At 59.4% G+C, this 22,337-nt stretch carries 20 protein-coding genes; 12 read left to right on the top strand and 8 right to left on the bottom strand.

Annotation, left to right across the window (positions count from 1 at the left end):
- Positions 1 to 154: 154 nt before the first annotated feature.
- From JL015_RS14045 to pilG, 6 genes are all read right to left on the bottom strand, one after another.
- Positions 155 to 625: a chemotaxis protein CheW gene (locus JL015_RS14045; RefSeq protein WP_201018872.1), complete on the bottom strand. Its 471-nt coding sequence runs from the start codon at positions 623 to 625 to the stop codon at positions 155 to 157.
- A complete protein-coding gene (locus JL015_RS14050; protein ID WP_201018873.1) occupies positions 618 to 6,611 on the bottom strand; it encodes an Hpt domain-containing protein in 5,994 nt (1,997 codons plus the stop codon). The genes JL015_RS14045 and JL015_RS14050 overlap by 8 nt, the downstream gene beginning before the upstream one ends.
- 108 nt (positions 6,612 to 6,719) lie before the next feature.
- Positions 6,720 to 8,765 carry a methyl-accepting chemotaxis protein gene (locus JL015_RS14055; RefSeq protein ID WP_201003849.1) on the bottom strand — a complete coding sequence of 682 codons (2,046 nt, stop codon included), beginning with the start codon at positions 8,763 to 8,765 and terminating at the stop codon, positions 6,720 to 6,722.
- Positions 8,766 to 8,840: 75 nt separating this feature from the next.
- Positions 8,841 to 9,380 carry a chemotaxis protein CheW gene (locus JL015_RS14060; protein WP_201003851.1) on the bottom strand — a complete coding sequence of 180 codons (540 nt, stop codon included), beginning with the start codon at positions 9,378 to 9,380 and terminating at the stop codon, positions 8,841 to 8,843.
- Positions 9,381 to 9,394: 14 nt separating this feature from the next.
- Complete coding sequence (pilH, locus tag JL015_RS14065; RefSeq protein ID WP_002551739.1) at positions 9,395 to 9,760, bottom strand: twitching motility response regulator PilH; 366 nt, start codon at positions 9,758 to 9,760, stop codon at positions 9,395 to 9,397.
- A gap of 43 nt (positions 9,761 to 9,803) precedes the next feature.
- Positions 9,804 to 10,214 carry a twitching motility response regulator PilG gene (gene pilG, locus JL015_RS14070; RefSeq protein WP_025262261.1) on the bottom strand — a complete coding sequence of 137 codons (411 nt, stop codon included), beginning with the start codon at positions 10,212 to 10,214 and terminating at the stop codon, positions 9,804 to 9,806.
- A gap of 229 nt (positions 10,215 to 10,443) precedes the next feature.
- On the opposite strand from pilG, the gene gshB reads away from it, so the two are divergent.
- The 7 genes from gshB to JL015_RS14105 all read left to right on the top strand — a co-directional run bounded on the left by gshB (position 10,444) and on the right by JL015_RS14105 (position 16,385).
- Positions 10,444 to 11,397 carry a glutathione synthase gene (gshB, locus tag JL015_RS14075; RefSeq protein ID WP_201003855.1) on the top strand — a complete coding sequence of 318 codons (954 nt, stop codon included), beginning with the start codon at positions 10,444 to 10,446 and terminating at the stop codon, positions 11,395 to 11,397.
- A 99-nt stretch (positions 11,398 to 11,496) separates the two neighbouring features.
- The gene (locus JL015_RS14080) at positions 11,497 to 12,399 is read left to right on the top strand and encodes an energy transducer TonB (RefSeq protein ID WP_201003857.1); all 903 of its coding nucleotides are present in this window, start codon (positions 11,497 to 11,499) and stop codon (positions 12,397 to 12,399) included.
- 75 nt (positions 12,400 to 12,474) lie between these two features.
- On the top strand, positions 12,475 to 13,044 hold the full coding sequence (locus tag JL015_RS14085) for a YqgE/AlgH family protein (protein WP_201003859.1): 570 nt from the start codon (positions 12,475 to 12,477) through the stop codon (positions 13,042 to 13,044).
- Positions 13,044 to 13,484 carry a Holliday junction resolvase RuvX gene (gene ruvX / locus JL015_RS14090; protein WP_201003860.1) on the top strand — a complete coding sequence of 147 codons (441 nt, stop codon included), beginning with the start codon at positions 13,044 to 13,046 and terminating at the stop codon, positions 13,482 to 13,484. The genes JL015_RS14085 and ruvX overlap by 1 nt, the downstream gene beginning before the upstream one ends.
- Before the next feature lie 97 nt (positions 13,485 to 13,581).
- On the top strand, positions 13,582 to 14,100 hold the full coding sequence (gene pyrR / locus JL015_RS14095; RefSeq protein ID WP_201003861.1) for a bifunctional pyr operon transcriptional regulator/uracil phosphoribosyltransferase PyrR: 519 nt from the start codon (positions 13,582 to 13,584) through the stop codon (positions 14,098 to 14,100).
- Positions 14,101 to 14,112: 12 nt separating this feature from the next.
- Complete coding sequence (locus tag JL015_RS14100) at positions 14,113 to 15,117, top strand: aspartate carbamoyltransferase catalytic subunit (protein ID WP_201018874.1); 1,005 nt, start codon at positions 14,113 to 14,115, stop codon at positions 15,115 to 15,117.
- Positions 15,114 to 16,385, top strand: a complete 1,272-nt coding sequence (locus tag JL015_RS14105; RefSeq protein ID WP_201003863.1) for a dihydroorotase — start codon at positions 15,114 to 15,116, stop codon at positions 16,383 to 16,385. Before JL015_RS14100 ends, JL015_RS14105 begins: the two co-directional genes overlap by 4 nt.
- A 60-nt stretch (positions 16,386 to 16,445) precedes the next feature.
- Here JL015_RS14105 and JL015_RS14110 read toward each other — a convergent pair whose 3' ends face one another.
- Entirely contained in the window at positions 16,446 to 16,850 is a 405-nt protein-coding gene (locus JL015_RS14110; protein ID WP_201003864.1) for an NINE protein, read from the bottom strand.
- A 250-nt stretch (positions 16,851 to 17,100) separates the two neighbouring features.
- Here JL015_RS14110 and JL015_RS14115 point away from each other — a divergent pair, with 250 nt between their 5' ends.
- A complete protein-coding gene (locus JL015_RS14115; RefSeq protein ID WP_201018875.1) occupies positions 17,101 to 17,793 on the top strand; it encodes a C40 family peptidase in 693 nt (230 codons plus the stop codon).
- Positions 17,794 to 17,827: 34 nt separating this feature from the next.
- Here JL015_RS14115 and JL015_RS14120 read toward each other — a convergent pair whose 3' ends face one another.
- Complete coding sequence (locus JL015_RS14120) at positions 17,828 to 18,862, bottom strand: type IV pilus twitching motility protein PilT (RefSeq protein WP_201018876.1); 1,035 nt, start codon at positions 18,860 to 18,862, stop codon at positions 17,828 to 17,830.
- Positions 18,863 to 18,917: 55 nt separating this feature from the next.
- Here JL015_RS14120 and JL015_RS14125 point away from each other — a divergent pair, with 55 nt between their 5' ends.
- From JL015_RS14125 to metX, 4 genes are all read left to right on the top strand, one after another.
- Positions 18,918 to 19,604, top strand: coding sequence for a YggS family pyridoxal phosphate-dependent enzyme (locus JL015_RS14125; RefSeq protein ID WP_201018877.1), 687 nt, complete (start codon positions 18,918 to 18,920; stop codon positions 19,602 to 19,604).
- A gap of 22 nt (positions 19,605 to 19,626) precedes the next feature.
- Entirely contained in the window at positions 19,627 to 20,445 is an 819-nt protein-coding gene (gene proC, locus JL015_RS14130) for a pyrroline-5-carboxylate reductase (RefSeq protein ID WP_201018878.1), read from the top strand.
- 27 nt (positions 20,446 to 20,472) lie between these two features.
- Positions 20,473 to 21,063: a YggT family protein gene (locus JL015_RS14135; protein ID WP_201003869.1), complete on the top strand. Its 591-nt coding sequence runs from the start codon at positions 20,473 to 20,475 to the stop codon at positions 21,061 to 21,063.
- Positions 21,064 to 21,197: 134 nt separating this feature from the next.
- Positions 21,198 to 22,337 (top strand): homoserine O-succinyltransferase MetX, encoded by a 1,140-nt coding sequence (metX, locus tag JL015_RS14140; RefSeq protein ID WP_201003870.1) that lies wholly within the window; start codon positions 21,198 to 21,200, stop codon positions 22,335 to 22,337.

A 22,337-nucleotide genomic window follows, 5' to 3' on the forward strand; every position in this document is an offset into this window, starting at 1 on the left:
AGCCAGTATCTTTGCTGGGTGCCGGCTTCGGTGTCTGGAATATTTCTGCTCACCCAGGCAGGAGCCAATTCATTCGCGAGAGGCCCGCATATCCGAAGAGAAGCTACCGTCTTCAATGACGTCTCGCGGATAAATCCGCTCCTACTGAATCGGCTCAGACCAGCCCTGCATCCACCACCCACTGCTCAAGCGCCACAAGGTCCGGAATGCGGGCCACGCTTTCTCCGGCCTGGACAGCAGCCAGCTCCAGTTCGGCCAAGGGCACATCCACGTAGCTCAACTGGCTGTCGACCTTGAATGAGCGCGGGATACCCTGGGTCAGCAAGGCGATGAACCTGACGTCGTTACGACCGCCCAAGGCGTTGAGGACGACGATACGCGCCCGACCTCCTACCCGGGGACGACCGCCGCAGGCGGCTTCAAAACTGATCAAAGGCAATTTCAGTTCGCGCCAGCTGATCGGCCCCAGATACCACTCGGGCGTGTCAGGTTCGGCCGTGCAGTCCTGGTAATCGATCAACTCCGCGACCGCGACATTGGGCAGCAGCAAGGAGCGGTCGCTCAACGGCAGGACCAGCCCTGTCAGCATGGTGAGGCGGTTGGTTTGAAACGCTCTTTCAGACATCAACCTGACTCCAGTGGGCAATGCTCTCCAGCAGAACCGACTCCTGATACGGCTTGCTCAGGTAATCGTTGACGCCGATAGCCATGGCCCGATCGCGGTGTTTCTGGCCAGAGCGGGAAGTGATCATGATGATAGGCAGGTCCTTGAGCTGTTCGTCGTGGCGAATCTGGCTGGCGACTTCAAAGCCGTCCATGCGCGGCATCTCGATATCCAGCAACATGACATCCGGTGTGTGCTCCTGCAGCAGGCTCATGGCGTCGATTCCGTCCTTGGCGGTCAGCACACGCATGCCGTGGCGTTCCAGCAGACGGCTGGTGACTTTACGCACGGTCACCGAATCATCGACCACCATGACCAGCAGAGGCCGGGTGTGCTCGATTTCACTGAAGGCCGGCGCTGTCAGCCCTTGGGCCTGCTGCGTCTGCGAACGGCTTTGCAGGGCGCGGATCTGTGCCAGCAGGTCCAGAATGAAGATCACCCGGCCATCGCCCAGAATCGTCGCCCCGGATATTCCCTGCACCCTGGCAAATTGCGGGCCCAGGCTCTTGACCACGATTTCCCGGGAACCCGCCAGCGCATCGACCTGCACAGCCAGCCATTGCTCCTGCAAATGCACCAGCAGCACCGGCAATGGCTGCAGCTGGCCGGCAAACCTGGGCTGGCCGCCATTGAGCAACTCACCCAGATAACGCAGTTCATAACTGCGCCCGCCATAGTGATAGCGCGGCGGGCTGCTCTGGTAACAGGTTTCCAGATCGTTGGGCATGACCTGCACGATGCCGTCGATGGTATTGAGCGGCACCGCATACTGCTCCTCGCCACACTGCACCATCAGGGCACGGTTCACCGAAACCGAGTAAGGCAGGCGAATCCGGAAACGTGTGCCTTGCCCCGGCACCGAGTCGATGACAATCGAACCGCCCAGTTGCTTGACCTCGGCATGCACGACATCCATCCCGACACCGCGCCCGGAAATCTGGGTGATGATCTCGGTGGTGGAAAACCCGGCCTGGAGGATAAAGGGCAAAACCTCGTCATCGGATAGCTGCGCATCCTCCTGAATCATGCCGCGCTTGATTGCCTTGCGTCGCACGGCCGCAATATCCACACCGGAACCGTCATCGCTCAATTCGATGACGATATCCCCGCCTTCATGCATCAGGTTCAGTTGAATATGACCCTGCTCCGGCTTGCCTGCGGCAAGACGCCTTTCGGTGCTTTCCAGACCATGATCCACCGCATTGCGCAGCATGTGCTCAAGCGGCGCGACCATACGTTCCAGGATCGTACGGTCCATTTCACCGTCGGCATTGCCCACGTCGAACACGACGTTCTTGTGCAACTGCGAAGCAACCTGACGCACCACCCGGCGCAAGCGGGGTACAAGCCTCTCGAAAGGCACCATGCGGGTTCGCATAAGGCCTTCCTGCAAATCCGTGTTGACCTTGGCCTGCTGCTGCAACAGCGTTTTCGCGTCACGGGCGCGGCTGCCCAGGGTTTCCTTGAGGTCCAGCAGGTCGGAAGCAGACTCGAACAAGGCTCGCGACAGTTGCTGAAGCTGCGAATGCCGATCCATTTCCAGCGGGTCGAACTCTTCATAGCCCAGGCGCTCGGCTTGTACCTGATTGCGACTGAGGATACGGCCCTGGGTCTCCATATCCAGACGCCGCAACTGATCACGCATACGCTCGATGGTGGTTTCCATCTCCACCAGCGTGACTTGCGTATCAATGATCTGCTGCTCTATACGGCCACGAAAAATAGAGGTTTCACCCGCCAGATTGACCAGCGTCTCCAGCTGTTCGGCCGCAACCTTGACCATTTCCGGGCCACTGCGCTCACCCTCCGGTTCGGTATTGCCCGGCACAGAGGGAGGCGCAACCATGGGCGCAGGCTCAGGCGCCTCAATGATCGAGGTGTGAACGACAGGGTCGAGGCTGGCCAGCTTCTGGATGTTCTCGATCAGCAAGGCGGCGCTGGGCAAAGGCTTGTCCGCACGCACCGCGTCGAGCATGTCGACCAGGACGTCATGGCCGCTTTGCAGCAGGCTCAACATCAACGGGCTCGGCTGCATCTCCCCTCTGGAAAGGCCTTCATAGAGCGATTCAAGCTCATGGGCCAGATCGCCGATCGGGGCGATTTCGACCATACGCGCACCACCTTTGAGGGTGTGCAGGTCACGCAGCAGGTTTTCAACTTCCAGCAGGTTCTGCGGATCAGCCTGCCAACGCGCCAGAGCTGCGCCCGAACTTTCGCTGAGGTCGAAACCTTCTTCAAGGAATATTTCCAGCAACTCCGGGTCGCGCTCCGCGGCATCCTCAGCCTGCGGTTCGAGCGGCCCGGAGGCCATACCGGCATCGCTGCCTGCGGTGACAAAAGTCCCCTGGCGAAAGCTGACAATGGCTTCGATCAGTGGCGCAGGATCTGTCAGCCGGTGATGGTTTTGCAGTTGCTCCAGCATGCGGGCCAGATGATTGTGGCTGGCGCGCAGCAGCCCGGCCAGTTCCGGCGAATAACTGTAACGACGGTCAATCAGGCCTTCATACAAGACTTCCAGCTCATGGCCCAGCGCCGCAACCGGCACAATATCGGCCATCCGGGCACCGCCCTTGAGGGTGTGCAGATCGCGCTGCAATGAAGGCAATGGCAGGGAGCTTTCCGGATCATCCAGCCAGCGCGTCAAGGCATGCCCGGCGCTATCGAGGATATCGACGGCTTCTTCAAGGAAGATTTCGACGATTTCATCGTCCAGGCCCGGCGGTTCGGCACTCGGGGTTTCGTTCGCCAACTGTGCAGTGGCTGCATTGAACTCTGTGATGCTGGGTGCCCGCGCCCCGTCGCTCTTGATAAGCCCCATGGCGGAAGGGTCCAGCGCCTCGTCGAGCAGTTCGTGCAAGGCGCGGATGCATTCGGGGCGAGGGTCGACATCCTGCCCGGCCGCCACCTGATCCAGCATGTTGATCAAGGCTTCGTGGGCATTTTCGGCTTCACTGAAGAATCGCTCGCTGACCGCAAGGCTGCTTTCTTCCACGGCGCCATAAAGGTCAAGCAAGGCCTCGCACAGCTCATCGACCTGAGGCAGGTCCGCCAGATGGGCGCCATGGCCAAGCGTGGTCAACTCATCCAGGAGCGCACTCAGTTCCTGCCGTTCTCCCGGGTGCTCACGCCAACGCTGCAACAGGTTCTCGGCATCCAGAACGATGTCCATGCCTTCGGCCAGGAAAGTGGCGATCAGCTTGGGGTTGTGTTTGATTCGCAAGCCGCTGTCCGACTCACGCAATGCAATCGTCAACCGCTCATTGAGCAGCGTATGGGCCGCCTCGATCAACTTGGCCGCGCCCGGAATCTCGGCCAGCGGCTTGCTCTCCAATTGCTCAAGCCCCTTGCGCAACAAGGGCTCGGCATTGCGCAGCAACTTGAGTTCGGGCGCGCCGATGGCGATCAGGTTGGCCTTGTACTCACGAACCAGTTGGTCCAGCGGGCTCGCCAGTTCGGCAATCGGCAAGACGCCGGCCATGTGCGCACTGCCTTTGAGAGTATGCAGCGAGCGCAACAAGGCATCGCTGATCGAAGGCGAAGCGCTTTGCGCTGCATGGTCGAGGAAGCGATTGAGCGCACCGAGGTGGCCATACGCTTCCTGACGGAAAATTTCCAGCAATTGCGGGTCGAGCTCTTCTGCGCCCTGGCCGGCCGTTTTCCTGACCTGTGGCGTTTCAAGGCCGTTGGCCAGTGCATGAGCGCGGGCAGCCAGAATGTCGACATCGTTGCGCTGACGCTGTGCATCACCTGCAAAATCGCTGATGACCGAGGGCAGCAAGGCAAGCACTTGCGTCAGCAACTGCTGCACTTCCAGGCCCGGTATGACATCGCCTTCCAGCACCCGGTTGAGCAGGTTTTCCACCGACCAGGCCAGTTCGCTCAGCACCAGGGCGCGAACCATCCGCCCGCTGCCCTTCAAGGTATGGAAAGCCCGGCGCACTTCGGTCAATGCAGGGCTATCGTCGTTACCCGGATTGCCAAGCGAAGCAAACCATCGAGGCAGGTATTCACGCAGCGCATCCAGCACTTCCTCGGTTTCTTCAAGAAAGACCTCGCGCAGTTCTTCGTCCACGGCCTCCTCATCCGCAGGCGGCGGCAACAGGCTGGCGGGCATGTTGCGGGCTGGCGGGTTGACGGCGGAAACCGGGCTGGCGAGGACCTGAGCGATGGTCTGCGTCGGGCTGACGAGCACTTGCCGATCATCCAGCTCCAGCAGTTCTTCCTGCGTAATGACTTCATCGAGCAGCGGCACGTCCAGCGTATCCGGTGCAGGCGAATAACCCAGCCGGGCGAGGCTTTGCTGGGCCAGATCCAGAATCTGGTTACCCGGCGCCTCGTGATCCTCTCCCATGCGCTCCAGGTAATACTCAACGCCCGTCAGGGTATCGGCCAGGCAATCGAGCTGAGTCCAGGTGGGCCGGGTTTCGTCCACCAGCAATTGCTCGACGATGTATTCATTGCAAGCTGCCAGCAGGCTGGCCGCCCTGGCCAGAGGAATCATCGCCAGCGCGCCGCGCACCTGCGTCAGCAAGGCACACAGCGGTTCAAGTCGCTGGCGATCCCATTCGCCATCGATGTAATCGAGAATCACGTCTTTGGCCTGCTGCAAGACCGTCCGCGCTTCGCGAATCACCAGTTGGTGAATCTGCATCAGATCGGTGGTGGGCAGGCGGCTGTCTTCCTGGCTGGTCTGCTCGGCAGTACCTATCATCCCGGCCAGTGTCGACTCGACGTACAGCAACGCACCGGCCACATCCATCAATGCAGCGTCACTGGGCTCACGCTGCCCTTGAGCCAGGCCCTGAACCACCGACAACTGATCGATGATGACCTTGCGCGGCTGACCAAAACCAAGCACCGCCAAAGTATCGGCAATCTGACGCAACGGTGGCAGCAACGGATTGAGTTCGCTGACGTGCTGACGGTCGCCGCGCACGAAGACGTCCAGCCGCTCCTTGACCCGTACCAGCCCTTCGCACAGAGCAACGATCACCGAACGCATGGCATCGCGGTCCGGCCCGGCCATGCGGGCGCGCTCTTCATTGACCACGTCGTTGCCGGGCAAAGCCTCGGCCAACGCATATTGGTCCTTGAGGTCCTGCATCTTCGGTGCCTGGCTGTCGGACTTGGCAATGTAGAACAGCAGGCTTTTCAGCAACTCTTCAGGCGCGGGCTGGTTGATGCCGTCGATCCCCTGCTCCAGCAGGCGCTTGAGCTCCTTGTCAGCGTCCTTCAGCAGGCTGCGCAGCGCAGGGCTGTTGGTAAAGTTGCCACTGACCATGGTTTCGACCAGAGCCGACGTGATTCGCCACAACGCACCAAGGGGTGCGTCTTCACACAACAGCTCAAGACGGGCAAACACCTTGGCCATGAAACCCAACTGGGTCTGTACATCCTGCTCACGCATCAACCCCACCAGTGCTGTTTGCAGGGTTTGACGCAACTTGCGCAGCAGTTCAGGCAATTCCGGGGTATTACGCTGGGCCAGTATCTCGGCATCGAGCGGCGGGACGTTGACCAGTTGCGGGGCGAACAGGCTGGTTTCAGACAGCAGACTTTCGCCACGGGCGCTGCGCAAGTCGTTGAGCAGCGGCAAGACCACCAGCGGCAGATCCCGTCGTGCGGAATGAACGCGCTCCAGATAGGCCGGCAATTGCGTCATGGCCTGATCCAGCAACTGCATGGACTCGGCCTGCTGCGTGACACGATTTTGTTGAAGGGCCAGAACCAGTTGTTCGATTTCCTCGGCGAGCAAGGCCGCGCCATAGAATTCGATCATCTGCAGGCTGCCGTGGACCTGATGCACAAGGTTCAGGCATTCATCCAGGGCAACCGTGTTCGCTGGCTCGCTGGCGAATTCGTCCAACGCCTGTCGGGCCTGCCTGAGTGTTTCGGCTATTTCGCCCTTGAGCCATTCCAGAGCGACATAATCGCGGCGATCAGCCATGAATCATCCTGCCTCTCATCAAACAAAACACAACATCATGAATTAAATGAAATTTCCGTTGGTTGCGAGACAGCGCGGGGTCAGGGACACAGCGCAATTTCTTACCAATCAAGCCTGTTCATTTCTGGATGGCGGCAAGGTAAAACCTGATACCGAGCGGCGCATTTCACTGGCCATTTTCGCCAGATTGCCAATGCTCTCTGCGGTCGCGGCAGTACCCGAGGTCGTTTGTGTCGTGGTTTGCTGAATCACGGTCATGGTCTGCGATATCTGCCCGGCAGACGACGCCTGCTGGCGAGCGGCATCGGTGATACTTTCGATCAGTTCGGCCAGGACTCTGGAAACGCCCTCGATCTCTTCCAGCGCCACACCGGCATCTTGCGCCAGCCGGGCGCCGCGCACCACTTCACTGGTGGTCTGCTCCATGGAGATGACCGCTTCATTGGTGTCGTTCTGAATGGCCCGCACCAGCGTCTCGATCTGCTTGGTGGCAGACGATGAGCGCTCGGCCAGGCGCTGTACTTCGTCGGCCACCACAGCAAAACCGCGTCCGGCATCGCCAGCCATGGACGCCTGAATTGCAGCGTTGAGGGCAAGAATGTTGGTCTGATCGGCAATGTCATCGATAAGGCTGACGATATCGCCAATTTCCTGCGAAGACTCGCCCAGACGCTTGATGCGCTTGGAGGTGTCCTGGATCTGCTCGCGGATGTTGTCCATGCCATGGATGGTGTTATGCACCACCTCGTTGCCCTTGTTGGCGATGGTTACCGAGCGCTCTGCTACCGCTGAGGACTCCGAGGCATTGGCTGAAACCTGATCGATGGAAACCGCAATATCGGTGATCGCTGCCGAGGCGGCACTGATCTGCAACGCCTGATGCTCGGACGCTGCCGCCAGTTGCATCGCCGTGGTCTGGGTATCCTGAACCGCTGCCGCAACCTGCTCGGCAGTGAGGTTGATGGTGACCACCAGTTCGCGCAACTGATCGATGGAATAGTTGATGGAGTCAGCAATCGCCCCCGTGAAATCCTCGGTCACCGAAGCGGCCACGGTCAGGTCGCCATCGGCCAGGTTCTCGATTTCGTCGAGCAGCCGCATGATCGCGGTCTGGTTGCGCTCGTTCTTCTGGGCGGTTTCACGCAACTGGCGATTGGTTTCACGCACCATCACCAGACCGATGAGGATGATCGACATCAATGCCAGCAAGCCGAGCACATACTCGCCGATGGAGTTGGCCGAGCGGGTAGTCGCCAGGTTTTCCAGGCCGTTGGCCAGCACCGATGCTTCATCCAGCAGCGTCTGCGAAGTGTTGAAGATATTGCCGGACGCTTCACGCACCTGGAACAGCTCGGGAGAGGTTTCGAGAATCTCGTCGACGGAGCCGGAAACGAACTCGAAAAGCTCGGAGATTTCCGCAAGGCGCGCACGGGCATCGCGGTCCTCGACCTGGGCGATGCGCATCGTTGGATTGCCTTCAAGCATACCGTTGAGCACCCGCCCGAACTGGCTGGCATCACGTCCGAAAGCATCGGCGGCCTGCACGGCGGTCTCATCGCCAGACAACACGGTATTCACCGCGCCGAGAATTCTTTCCGCCAACAACGCCTGGCGTTGCGCCAAGACAACCTGACTGGCCGGAGCATGGCTCTTGAGCAGGATTTCTACGACCTTCTCGTACTCGACCTGCAATTGAGGGATGGTTTCGGACAAGGTAGCGGCTACTTGATGCAGGGACAGCACCGTCTGTTCGCTGGCCAGGATCACATCGGCATTCTTGCGCAGGTTTTCCCAGTCGTTCTGTACGGTTCGCAGTTCCTCACGTACAGCCGAAGGCGCAGCCGGCAGCCCTGTGGCAGGGTCGCCTTTCTTCAGATAACCCCAACGCAGGTCGAAATCGTTGCGGGCATCGGTCAACAGCTTGAAGGCCTGGGCTTTGCCGGCAGCAGCCTCGGTGGCGTTCTTGGCAATGCGCTGGGACAACACGCGCAGCTCACCGGCATGCCCGATGTACTGCTTGTCGTAGTTCGACTGGGTATTGAGGTACGTGAAGTTGGCGAACAGCAAAATGATGAAAACGATAAGCGCCACGAACAACAGAATGATCTGCGCCCGGCTTTGTGCGCCTTCCAGTGACCTGCCAGTCATACTCATTAATCAGGCCCCCGCCTGGACCAACCGCGATTCGTGAAACAAAACACACCCGGCAATGCCGGGCCGACCTGCCACTTAAAATGCTACGTCCATGAAATCCGCAGATTGCGTCAGTGCCCATGGGCTGAACACCAGCCAGGCTTGCTCACGCAGGAATTGTCCACGAAGGAAAGGTGCAACCGCCATGTCAGGCACGCCAAACACTTCGGGCATCAGGCTCAATTGACTGAAATGCTGCATCCCGAAGACTTCATCCACCACCAGGCCTGCGAACACTTCCTGATACTCCACGACCAGCACACGCCGCTGCTTGCGCACTGGCGAAAGCTCGTAACCGAAGAAACCGCAAAGGTCCATGAGCGGCAACAGACGCCCGCGCAGATTGGCCATCCCGACCACCCAGGGCTTTACGCCGGGCAACACCGCATAACGTGGTTCATGCAGAATTTCGGCGATTTCGCCCATGGGCGCGACAAAACGCTGCTCCCCCATGCGAAAGCCGATACCGCTCCAGTCCTGCTGGTGGGTTTCCTGCAAAGGGAGGCCGGCCGCCATGGAGCGGCACCGCTGGTCAATATCGAGCAGCAGTTCAAAGGCAGTACGTGACTCGACCATGGAAAGCCCGGCTATCAGCCGGCCAGCACCGCGTTCAGGGTTTTCATCAGGGTTTCTTCATCCACCGGCTTGGTCAGGTAATCCCTGGCGCCCTGGCGCTTGCCCCAGACCTTGTCGGTTTCCTGATCCTTGGTGGTAATCATGATCACCGGGATCATGTTGGTGTCGGCATCCTTGGTCAGCTGGCGCGTAGCCTGAAAACCGTTGAGCCCCGGCATGACGATATCCATCAGCACGGCATCGGGCTTTTCCTGACGGGCCAACGCTACGCCATCGGCACCATTTTCAGCCTTCAGCACCTCATGGCCGTGTTTTTCCAGCATGCCGGTGAGTTTGTACATTTCTGTCGGCGAGTCATCGACGATCAATATTCGAGCCATGGTGTTCCCCATCAGGTTGCGAGCCCGCGATCAGACGCGAGCATCACGATATTTGTTGTTCTACCGCAACGAAGCCAGGCACGTGAGCCTTGATAGCGTTCAGTAGTTCTTCCTTGCTGAAAGGCTTGGTCAAAAACTGGTCGGAACCGACGATCCGGCCCTTCGCCTTGTCGAACAACCCGTCCTTGGAAGAAAGCATGATGACTGGAGTCGACTTGAAAGCCCTGTTGTTCTTGATCAGTGCACAGGTCTGATAGCCGTCCAGACGCGGCATCATGATATCGACGAATATGATTCGCGGATGGTTATCGGCGATCTTTGCCAAGGCATCGAAGCCATCTATTGCAGTGATGACTTCACAACCGACGTTCTTGAGCAGCGTTTCGGCGGTACGGCGAACGGTCTTCGAGTCATCGATGACCATGACCTTCAATGCTGTGGCGTACTGTTCCATATGTGTTCTTCCGTCGCCGCAGCGATTTTCTGCGTGTTCTGCGTAGCACTGGAGCCGGATCGTAGCGTTTGGCTGACCCATGGGGCAGAAGACCGGATGCCGAGCCTTTTTAGCACACTCTCCAGACTCAATCCATAAAGCGCTGCCCCTTGACCCGAAGCAATCGGAGCGCCACCCTGACGCCTATTTCAAGGCCGTCATGGCCGTTATCGATCAGAGGATATTACCCATGAGCGTTCGCTTAGGGATTGTCATGGACCCCATTGAGCGCATCTCCTATAAAAAGGACAGCTCGCTGGCCATGCTGCTTGCCGCACAGGAGCGTGGCTGGTCGCTGTTCTACATGGAGCAACAGGACCTGTACCAGAACGCTGGCCAGGCGCGCGCCCGGATGAAACCGCTCAAGGTCTTCGCCGACCCGGCACACTGGTTTGAACTGCAGGACGAAATCGACACCGGCCTTGACGATCTGGACGTGATCCTGATGCGCAAGGACCCGCCATTCGACATGGAATTCGTCTACACCACTTACCTGCTGGAACAGGCCGAGCGTGCAGGCGTGCTGATCGTCAACAAGCCTCAGAGCCTGCGTGACTGTAACGAAAAGCTGTTCGCCACCCTGTTCCCGCAATGCACTCCGCCAACGCTTGTCAGCCGTCGCCCGGACATTCTTCGTGAATTCGCCGCGCAGCACGGCGACGTGATCCTCAAGCCGCTGGACGGCATGGGCGGCGCGTCGATCTTCCGCCATCGCGCAGGCGACCCGAACCTGTCGGTGATTCTGGAAACCCTGACCGCCCACGGCACCCAGCAAATCATGGCTCAGGGCTACTTGCCCGCCATCAAGGACGGCGACAAACGCATCCTGATGGTCGATGGCGAACCTGTGCCTTACTGCCTGGCGCGTATCCCGGCAGCAGGCGAAACCCGCGGCAACCTGGCCGCTGGCGGTCGTGGCGAAGCTCGCCCGCTGACGGAAAAGGATCGCTGGATCGCTGAGCAGATCGGCCCTACCCTGCGCGAAAAAGGCCTGATTTTCGTCGGTCTTGACGTGATTGGCGAGCATCTTACCGAAATCAACGTCACCAGCCCGACCTGTATCCGAGAAATCGACAATGCCTTCGGCACCAACATCGGCGGCTTGCTGATGGATGTGATCGAGAAGAAACTGCAAGCTCGGTAAAAGTGCATTTCGCGAATGAATTCGCTCCTGCCGCAGGAGCAAACTCATTCGCGAAGCAATAATGATGAAACGGATTTTGAACGAGACACTGAGCCGCCAATGACATCCATGGCCAGAAACGACCTCCCCCTCGAACTGTCGACAGTGGGTGTGCGTCCAGCCGATCGTCTGGGCTTCACCATAATGATCGCCGCGCTGATCCATGCCGCGGTGATTCTTGGTGTGGGTTTCACTTATGTAAAACCCGAGCAGATATCCCAGACGCTGGAAATCACTCTCGCCACCTTCAAAAGCGAGGAAAAACCCAAACAGGCGGACTTCCTGGCTCAGGACGACCAGCAAGGCAGCGGTACCCTGGACAAGGCCGAAACGCTCAAGACCACGGAAATCGCGCCTTATCAGGACACCAAGGTCAACAAGGTGACACCACCACCGGCCAACAAGCCAGTGGAAAAACAGGAAGCACCGAAAACCGCTGTCGCCACCATCGCTCCTTCCCCGCAGCACACGACAGCCAAACGCGAAGAGGTCAAACCCGAACCTGCCGCCAAGGAAGCGCCGTCCTTCGACAGTTCGCAACTGAGCAATGAAATTGCCAGCCTTGAGGCCGAACTCTCGGCCGAGCAGCAACTGTATGCCAAGCGACCGAAGATCCATCGCCTCAATGCGGCCTCGACCATGCGCGACAAGGGCGCCTGGTACAAGGATGACTGGCGCAAGAAAGTCGAACGGGTCGGCAACCTGAACTACCCGGAAGAGGCGCGCCGCCAGCAGATCTACGGCAACCTGCGGCTATTGGTCTCTATCAATCACGACGGCTCGTTGTATGAAGTGCTGATTCTGGAATCCTCAGGCCATCCTTTGCTGGATCAGGCCGCACAACGAATTGTGCGTCTTGCAGCGCCATTTTCGCCGTTCACCGGCGATCTGGCTGACATCGATCGCCTGGAAATCATCCGCACCTGGAAGTTTGCACGGGGCGACAAGCTTTCGAGCAACTGATGGTTCCTTCACAAACTGGAAGGCTGCTATAACTGACAGTTGTCAGGCTTGCCCAGCAGCGCCACACTAAGGCTCATGAAAAACGTATCCCCAAGCTATCTCAAGCATCAGTTCCTGATTGCCATGCCGCACATGCATGATCAGAACTTCGCGCAAACCTTGACGTATATCGTCGAGCACAACGCCAATGGTGCCATGGGGCTGGTGATAAACCGCCCGCAGAGCCTGAGTCTGGCCGATGTGCTCGAACAATTGCGACCGGAGCTGCCCGCTCCTGTGCGCTGCCAGCACATTCCCATTCATTCCGGCGGCCCGGTGCAGACCGACCGCGGTTTTGTCCTGCATCCAAGCGGCCAGGTCTTTCAGGCGACTGTCGAGCTGGGTGGCGTCTCGCTGTCCACCTCGCAGGACGTACTGTTTTCCATCGCGGACGGCTACGGGCCTGATCAGAATGTGATCGCCCTGGGCTATGCCGGTTGGGACGCCGGCCAACTGGACGCCGAAATGGCCGCCAATGCCTGGCTGACCTGCCCTTTCGACCCTGCCATCCTGTTCGAGACCGACAGTGAGTTGCGGCTCGACGCAGCGGCAGCACGTCTGGGCGTCAATCTGAATCTGCTCTCGACTCAGGCAGGTCACGCCTGATGGCTGCATTGCGCCTGCTTCTGGGTTTCGATTACGGCACCAAACAGATCGGTATTGCGGTCGGCCAGGCCATTACCGGCCAGGCTCGCGAGCTTTGCACCCTCAAGGCACAGAACGGCGTCCCGGACTGGGACAAGGTTCAAGCCCTGATTACAGAGTGGAAACCCGATGCCATTGTGGTCGGCCTGCCGCTGAATATGGACGGTACGCCCAGCGAAATGAGCGCCCGCGCCGAAAAGTTCTCGCGCAAGCTCAATGGCCGCTTCAATATCCCGGTCTACACCCACGATGAACGCCTGACCACCTTTGAAGCCAAGGGCGAGCGCATGGCGCGTGGCGGTCAGCGGGGCAGTTATCGCGACAACCCTGTGGATGCCATCGCCGCCGCGCTCTTGCTGCAAGGCTGGCTCGATGCCAATCCCGAATTGCTGAATGCGTGACTTTTCAAGCCAGAACAGCTTCGAGATACCCGGATTTCAAGTTTCCGCCTGAGCAGCGCGCCCGATGGGCTGTGCTCGGGCCTTTAAAGGAGCAATCATGAGCTTGCCCAATCCCTCCGATCTGATTCGTCAGATGGCCACCGATCTGAGCACTCACCTGAGCAAACGTGGCATCAGCGACCCTCGTTTCATTGGCATCCGCACAGGCGGTGTATGGGTCGCACAGGCACTGCTCAAGGCCCTGGAGAACAATTCGCCGCTCGGGACGCTGGATGTGTCGTTCTATCGCGATGACTTCAGCCAGAACGGCCTTCATCCCCAGGTTCGTCCATCCGAGCTGCCTTTCGAGATCGAAGGCCAGCATCTGGTCCTGATCGATGATGTGCTCATGAGCGGCCGTACCATTCGTGCAGCCCTCAACGAACTGTTCGACTACGGACGTCCGGCCAGCGTAACGCTGGTCTGCCTGCTGGATCTGGACGCCGGAGAGCTGCCGATTCGCCCTAACGTGGTGGGCGCGTCGCTTTCACTGGCACCCGACGAGCGCGTCAAGCTGACCGGCCCCGAGCCGCTGGCGCTCGAGCTTCAAGACCTTTCCACCGCTTCAGCCCTTTAAGAGTCCCTTGCGATGACGCCTCTCGACGCCAAGCGCCCGCTGCAACTCAATCATCAGGGTCAGCTGCGCCATTTTCTGTCTCTGGACGGCTTGCCCCGCGAGCTGCTCACCGAAATCCTCGACACGGCTGACTCCTTCCTTGAAGTCGGCGCCCGTGCGGTGAAGAAAGTCCCGCTGTTGCGTGGCAAGACTGTCTGCAACGTGTTCTTCGAGAACTCGACCCGCACACGGACCACCTTCGAGCTTGCAGCCCAGCGGCTGTCGGCCGATGTCATTACCCTCAACGTCTCGACTTCTTCGACCAGCAAGGGCGAGACGCTGTTCGACACCCTCCGCAATCTGGAAGCAATGGCTGCCGACATGTTTGTCGTGCGTCATGCCGACTCCGGCGCAGCGCACTTCATTGCCGAGCACGTGTGCCCGGAAGTGGCGATCATCAATGGCGGCGACGGCCGTCACGCGCACCCGACCCAAGGCATGCTCGACATGCTGACGATCCGCCGCCACAAGGGCAGTTTCGAGAATCTGTCGGTAGCCATCGTCGGCGACATCCTGCACTCGCGAGTGGCACGCTCCAACATGCTGGCCCTCAAGGCACTGGGTTGCCCGGACATCCGCGTCATCGGACCAAAAACCCTGTTGCCCGTGGGCATCGAGCAATACGGCGTCAAGGTCTATACCGATCTGGCTGAAGGCCTGAAGGATGTAGACGTGGTCATCATGCTGCGCCTGCAACGCGAGCGCATGACTGGCGGCCTGCTGCCCAGCGAAGGCGAGTTCTATCGCCTGTTCGGCCTGACCACTGCACGTCTGGCGGGCGCCAAGCCTGATGCCATCGTCATGCACCCGGGCCCGATCAACCGGGGCGTGGAAATCGAATCGGCAGTCGCCGACGGCGCGCACTCAGTCATTCTCAATCAAGTGACCTACGGGATCGCCGTGCGCATGGCCGTGCTCTCCATGGCCATGAGCGGACAAACCGCACAACGACAATTCGAGCAGGAGAACGCCCTGTGAAGCTCAGCATTCTCGGCGCTCGCGTCATCGACCCGCTCAGCGGGCTGGATAAAGTCACGGACCTGCACCTTGAAGCGGGCAAGATCCTCGCCATCGGCGCTGCACCCGCAGGCTTCGAGCCCAGCCAGACCATCGATGCCAACGGCCTTGTCGCCGCACCCGGCCTCGTTGACCTCAATGTTTCCCTGCGCGAACCGGGTTACAGCCGCAAAGGCACCATCGCCAGCGAAACACGCGCCGCAACGGCAGGCGGCGTCACCAGCCTGTGCTGCCCGCCACGCACCAAGCCGGTACTCGACACCTCGGCGGTCGCCGAACTGATCCTGGACCGCGCCCGCGAGGCCGGATACAGCAAGGTCTTCCCTATCGGCGCCTTGAGCAAAGGGCTGGAAGGCGAGCAACTGGCAGAACTGATTGCCCTGCGCGACGCCGGTTGTGTGGCGTTCGGCAATGGCTTGAGCAGCTTCAGCAATACCCGCACCCTTTGCCGGGCGCTGGAATATGCAGCCACTTTCGACCTGACGGTCATCTTCAACTCACAGGATCGCGACCTGGCTGAAGGCGGCCTGGCCCATGAAGGCCCGACCGCCAGCTTCCTTGGCCTGGCCGGTATCCCGGAAACAGCGGAAACCGTAGCGTTGGCCCGCGACCTGCTGCTGGTGGAACAAAGCGGCGTACGCGCTCACTTCAGCCAGTTGACCAGTGCCCGCGGCGCAGCCCTGATTGCTCAGGCGCAAGCCCGTGGCCTGCCGGTCACTGCCGACGTGGCCTTGTATCAACTGATTCTGACTGACGAAGCGCTGATCGACTTCTCCAGCCTCTATCACGTCCAGCCGCCACTGCGCACCCGCGCCGACCGCGACGGCCTGCGTGAGGCCGTGAAATCGGGTGTGATTCAAGCCATTTCCAGCCATCACCAACCGCACGAACGCGACGCCAAGCTGGCACCGTTTGGCGCGACCGAGCCGGGCATCAGCAGCGTCGAACTGCTGCTGCCGCTGGCAATGACCCTGGTTGAGGATGGCTTGCTCGACCTGCCAACACTGATCGCCCGCCTGAGCTCAGGCCCGGCAGCAGCCTTGCGCCTGCCAGCCGGCCAACTGAGCGCTGGCTCGGCGGCGGATCTGGTGCTGTTCGACCCGGCCGCTTCGACGGTTGCCGGCGAGAAATGGCTGTCCAAAGGCGATAACTGCCCGTTCCTCGGCCATTGCCTGCCGGGAGCGGTGCGTTACACGCTGGTGGATGGGCGGATCAGTTATAGCGCCTGACCCAGGTTCGCGAATGAATTCGCTCCTACACGGTAGGAGCGGATTTATCCGCGAAGAACCTCAGCCGCGTTGCGCATTCCTGATGGATATCTGGTTATTCATTGTCCAGAAGTCATACAGCACGCCCAGCAGAAACACTCCGCCTGTCAGCAGATAGATCAACCCGGTAATCCACTTCCCCTGATACATGCGGTGTACGCCGAAAATCCCCAGGAAGGTCAGCAGCAGCCAGGCCACGTTGTAGTCGGTCGAGCCCTGATTGAAGCGCAGGTCGGCCTCGCGATCCATGGACGGGATCAGGAACAGGTCGATCAACCAGCCAATCCCCAACAAGCCAAAGGTGAAGAACCAGATGGTGCCGGTCACCGGCTTGCCGTAGTAAAAACGGTGAGCCCCCAGAAAGCCGACAATCCACAGCAGATACCCCAAAAGCTTGCTGTGAGTATCAGGACGATAGCTGTTCATTTCTTACCTCTTCGGTCTGATAGAAAAAAATATGTGTGAATTTTGTGACTTCATTGAAGCGTTCCGACGTATGGCATTACGTCGTTGATTGATGAGCCAACCCCTTGCCAGCAAAGGGATTGAGCGGAAAACCGAAAGAGTGTGTCGCATAAAACGTAAGGATGCGACTGTGATCGAGTCGACAAATGGGGTCGGGTTTTGTCAAAAAGCTGTTATAAAGTTGCGCGCTGACCACTATGAGCCTTGCCGAATGCGTCCTTTTTTCAAGACATGGCTAACCATTTGCCTCTTTATGCCTCTGGCCGCCCACGCCACCAACCGTGAGCAACAACTACCTGCGAGTTTCACCGGCTATACCGCGAAGAACCACTTTTCCCCAGTCATCACTCCTCGCAGTATCCCTCTGGAAGTCTCTATTCCTCTCAAGCTTCAAAGTGCCACCGACACTCAGATTCCGGCACCTCGAAAGAATTCAGCCAGGCCCGTCAAAGCAGCCAAGGCCACCAAGGCCGTGCCGACCGTCAATGCCAGGCAAGGTAATGCTGTCGTGAAACGGGCCTTGCAGGCAGTCGGCACGCCTTATCGCTGGGGTGGAACCACTCCGGGCAAGGGGCTGGATTGCAGCGGGCTGGTGAAATACGCCTTCAACGATGTGCAGGAAGTCGATCTGCCGCGCACCTCCAATGCCATGGCCGAAGGTCACGGTCAGAAGGTTGATCGCAAGGATCTGAAGCCGGGTGATCTGCTGTTCTTCAACATCAAGAGCCGCAATATCAATCATGTAGCCATCTACCTGGGCAATGACCGCTTCGTCCACGCCCCGCGTCGTGGCAAGGCCGTGACTGTCGATACGCTGAAAAAGCCGTACTGGAGCAGTCACTACAAGATCGCCAAGCGCGTGCTGCCTAAACAGACCACGCCCCTGCACGTCGCCCAGCGATGAGGCAAAGGCCTGCCTCACCGGCAGGCCGGCTTCCCTAGAAGTTGTCGGGCACCTTGGCCCGCTCGCGCGCACTCTCGCGGGTGATCACCCCCTTCTTCAGCAGATCAGCCAGACACATGTCCAGCGTCTGCATGCCCACCGAGCCGCTGGTCTGGATGGCCGAGTACATCTGCGCCACCTTGTCTTCGCGGATCAGGTTACGGATCGCCGGGGTCCCCATCATGATTTCATGAGCCGCCACACGGCCGCCGCCGACCTTCTTGAGCAATGACTGCGACACCACGGCATGCAGCGATTCGGAAAGCATGGAGCGGATCATGGACTTTTCCTGCGCGGGGAATACGTCGACGATCCGGTCGATGGTCTTGGCGGCCGAAGTCGTGTGCAAAGTGCCAAATACCAGGTGACCGGTTTCAGCCGCAGTCAGTGCCAGGCGAATGGTTTCAAGGTCACGCAGCTCACCCACCAGAATCACGTCAGGGTCTTCACGCAGGGCCGAGCGCAGGGCCTCGGAGAAGCCCAGCGTATCGCGATGCACTTCACGCTGGTTGACCAGACACTTCTTGGACTCGTGGACGAATTCAATGGGGTCTTCGATGGTCAGGATATGGTGGTGCTTGTTGCAGTTCAGGTAGTCGATCATTGCCGCCAGGGTCGTCGACTTGCCTGAACCGGTCGGTCCGGTCACCAGGATCAGGCCACGAGGCACATCGGTAATCTTGCGAAACACTTCCCCCATCCCAAGATCTTCCATGCTCAGGATCTTCGAGGGAATGGTCCGGAATACCGCACCTGGGCCACGGTTCTGGTTGAAGGCATTGACCCGAAAGCGTGCAATCCCCGGCACCTCGAACGAAAAGTCGGTTTCCAGAGACTCCTCGAAAACCTGACGCTGCTTGTCGTTCATGATGTCGTAGATCAGCGCCTTGACCTCCTTGGCATCCAGCGGCGGCAGATTGATCCGCCGCACATCGCCGTCAACACGGATCATCGGCGGCAGGCCCGCAGAGAGGTGTAAGTCCGACGCGCCCTGTTTGGCACTGAAAGCCAGCAGCTCGGTAATATCCATACAGCTCCTCAATCACATAGAATGCCGCAGACTTTAGCCCTGCTGGCGCAAATCAATGTCCACGATAGCAGCGAACATTTCAACGCTCGAAGAACGAATTCGCGCAGCGGCACACGCGGCGCAACGCAACCCGTCCTCCATCGGCCTGCTGGCGGTCAGCAAGACCAAGCCTGCCAGCGACCTGCGCGAAGCCTTTGCCGCCGGCCTGCGCGATTTTGGCGAAAATTATCTGCAGGAAGCACTGGGCAAACAGCTGGAATTGGCTGACCTGCCCTTGTGTTGGCATTTCATCGGCCCCATTCAGTCGAACAAGACGCGCGCTATCGCCGAGAACTTCGCCTGGGTACATTCCGTGGATCGCCTGAAAATCGCTCAACGCCTGTCCGAACAACGACCTGACAACCTTGAACCGCTCAATATCTGCATTCAGGTCAATGTCAGCGGCGAGGCGAGCAAGTCTGGCTGTACGCCCCAGGATCTGCCAGCGCTGGCGGCCGCCATCAGCGCATTGCCGCGCCTGAAGCTGCGCGGCTTGATGGCGATTCCCGAACCAACAGAAGACAGCGCCGAACAGAACGCTGCATTCGCTGCCGTACGTACACTGCAAGAACAACTGAACCTGCCACTGGACACACTTTCCATGGGCATGAGCCACGATCTGGAAGCCGCCATTGCACAAGGCGCGACCTGGGTGCGGATCGGCACTGCCCTTTTTGGCGCCCGTGACTACGGCCAGCCATAACTCACGCACAAGGACCTTTTTCATGAGCAAGACTCGTATTGCCTTTGTCGGCGCCGGAAACATGGCTGCCAGCCTGATCGGCGGCTTGCGCGCCCAAGGCGTGGAAGCGGCGCTGATCCGCGCCAGTGATCCGGGCGCCGAAACCCGCGAGCGCATCGCAACCGAGCACGGCATCACCGTGGTCGCCGACAACGCAGAAGCCATCGAAGGCGCAGATGTCGTGCTGCTGGCAGTAAAGCCGCAAATGATGAAAGCCGTCTGCGAAGCGCTGCGCCCAAGCCTGAAGCCCCATCAACTGATCGTCTCGATTGCGGCCGGTATCACCTGCGCCAGCATGACCCAGTGGCTGGGCGAGTCGCCTATCGTGCGCTGCATGCCCAACACTCCGGCCTTGCTGCGCCAGGGCGTCAGCGGTCTGTACGCCACCGACAAGGTAAGCGCCGCCCAGCGCGAACAGGCCGAACAATTGCTGTCGGCCGTGGGTATCGCGGTCTGGCTGGATGAAGAGAAACAACTGGATGCCGTGACCGCTGTTTCAGGCAGCGGCCCGGCGTATTTCTTCCTGATGATCGAAGCGATGACTGCGGCGGGCGTAAAGCTGGGCCTGCCCGAAGACGTCGCCAAAAAGCTCACTCTGCAAACCGCTCTGGGCGCCGCACTGATGGCAACCGGCAGCGATGTGGATGCCGCGGAATTGCGTCGCCGTGTGACATCGCCTGCCGGCACCACGGAAGCCGCCATCAAGGCATTCCAGGCAGGCGGTTTTGAAGCGCTGGTAGAAACGGCCCTCAGTGCCGCCGATAATCGTTCGGCAGAGCTGGCCGAACTACTGGGCAAATAATTTTCTAGGCCTTTCTGGAGCAGATCGATGATTGGATTGAACACCGCTGCAATTTACGTCTTGCAAACCATTGGCAGTCTTTATCTGTTGATCATCCTCTTGCGCTTCGTGCTGCAACTGGTGCGGGCGAACTTCTATAACCCGTTGAGCCAGTTCACTGTAAAAGCAACGCAGCCATTGCTCAAACCTCTGCGCCGGGTCATTCCGAGCGTGTTCGGCCTGGACATGTCGTCGCTGGTACTGGCAATCCTCGTGCAACTGATCCTCATGGCCCTGACGCTGCTGCTGAGCTATGGCACCACCGGTGATCCACTGCACCTGCTGATCTGGGCAATCATTGGCGTGACGGCGCTGTTCCTGAAGATATTCTTCTTTGCCCTGATCATCAGCGTGATCCTGTCCTGGGTCGCACCGGGCAGTCACAACCCTGGTGCAGAACTGGTCAACCAGATCTGTGAGCCGGCACTGGCACCGTTCCGCAAGTTCCTGCCCAATCTCGGCGGCCTGGACCTTTCGCCGATCTTTGCCTTCCTCGCCCTCAAGCTGCTGGACATGCTGGTCATCAACAACCTGGCAGCCATGAGCATGATGCCGCAGGTTCTGCGCATGCTGATCTGACGTTTCTTTCGCGAATGAATTCGCTCCCACGGGATGTGCATGGGGGGCGGATTCATCCGCGAAAAGCTTTCCTCTGTTGCCGCTACCCCCCGCGATCTTTAGACTTACGCCTCATTCAAGCGAGAGCAGGGTCGATGCCCACGGTATTCCCCCACGATTCTGTCGGTCTGGTCACACCGCAACTGGCACATTTCAGCGAGCCCCTGGCCTTGGCCTGTGGCCGTTCGCTGCCAGCCTACGACCTCATTTATGAAACCTACGGCCAGCTCAATGCTGCGCGCAGCAACGCCGTACTGATCTGTCACGCGCTGTCGGGGCATCATCACGCTGCGGGTTACCACAGCCCTGAAGACCGCAAACCGGGCTGGTGGGACAGTTGCATCGGCCCAGGCAAGCCAATCGATACCAACAAGTTCTTCGTGGTCAGCCTGAACAACCTCGGCGGCTGCAACGGCTCCACAGGCCCCAGCAGCATCGACCCGGAGACTGGCAAACCCTTCGGCGCCAACTTTCCGGTCGTGACCGTGGAAGACTGGGTCAACAGCCAGGCACGTCTGGCGGACCTGTTGGGTATCGAGCAATGGGCAGCGATTGTCGGTGGCAGCCTGGGCGGCATGCAGGCGCTGCAATGGACCATCAGCTACCCGGATCGCGTGCGCCACTGCCTGGCAATCGCTTCGGCACCCAAGCTGTCGGCACAGAACATCGCGTTCAACGAGGTGGCCCGTCAGGCGATTCTCACCGACCCCGAGTTCCATGGCGGCTCCTTCCAGGAAGTCGGCGTGATCCCCAAGCGCGGCCTGATGCTGGCACGCATGGTCGGGCACATCACGTACCTGTCCGACGACTCCATGGGCGAGAAATTCGGCCGTGGCCTCAAGAGTGAAAAGCTCAACTACGACTTCCATAGCGTTGAGTTCCAGGTCGAAAGCTACCTGCGCTATCAGGGCGAAGAGTTTTCCGGTCGTTTCGATGCCAACACTTACCTGTTGATGACCAAGGCACTGGACTACTTCGACCCTGCGGCCAACTTCAACGACAATCTGGCGAAGACTTTCGCCAGCGCCAAGGCGAAGTTCTGCGTGATGTCCTTTACCACCGACTGGCGCTTCTCGCCTGCCCGTTCGCGAGAGCTGGTGGACGCACTGATGGCTGCCCGCAAGGACGTCTGCTACCTGGAGATCGACGCGCCTCAAGGGCACGACGCCTTCCTGATCCCGATCCCGCGCTACCTGCAGGCTTTCGGTAACTACATGAACCGAATTTCGTTGTGA

Source organism: Pseudomonas cichorii, from assembly GCF_015471405.1.
Lineage (GTDB): Bacteria > Pseudomonadota > Gammaproteobacteria > Pseudomonadales > Pseudomonadaceae > Aquipseudomonas > Aquipseudomonas serbiensis.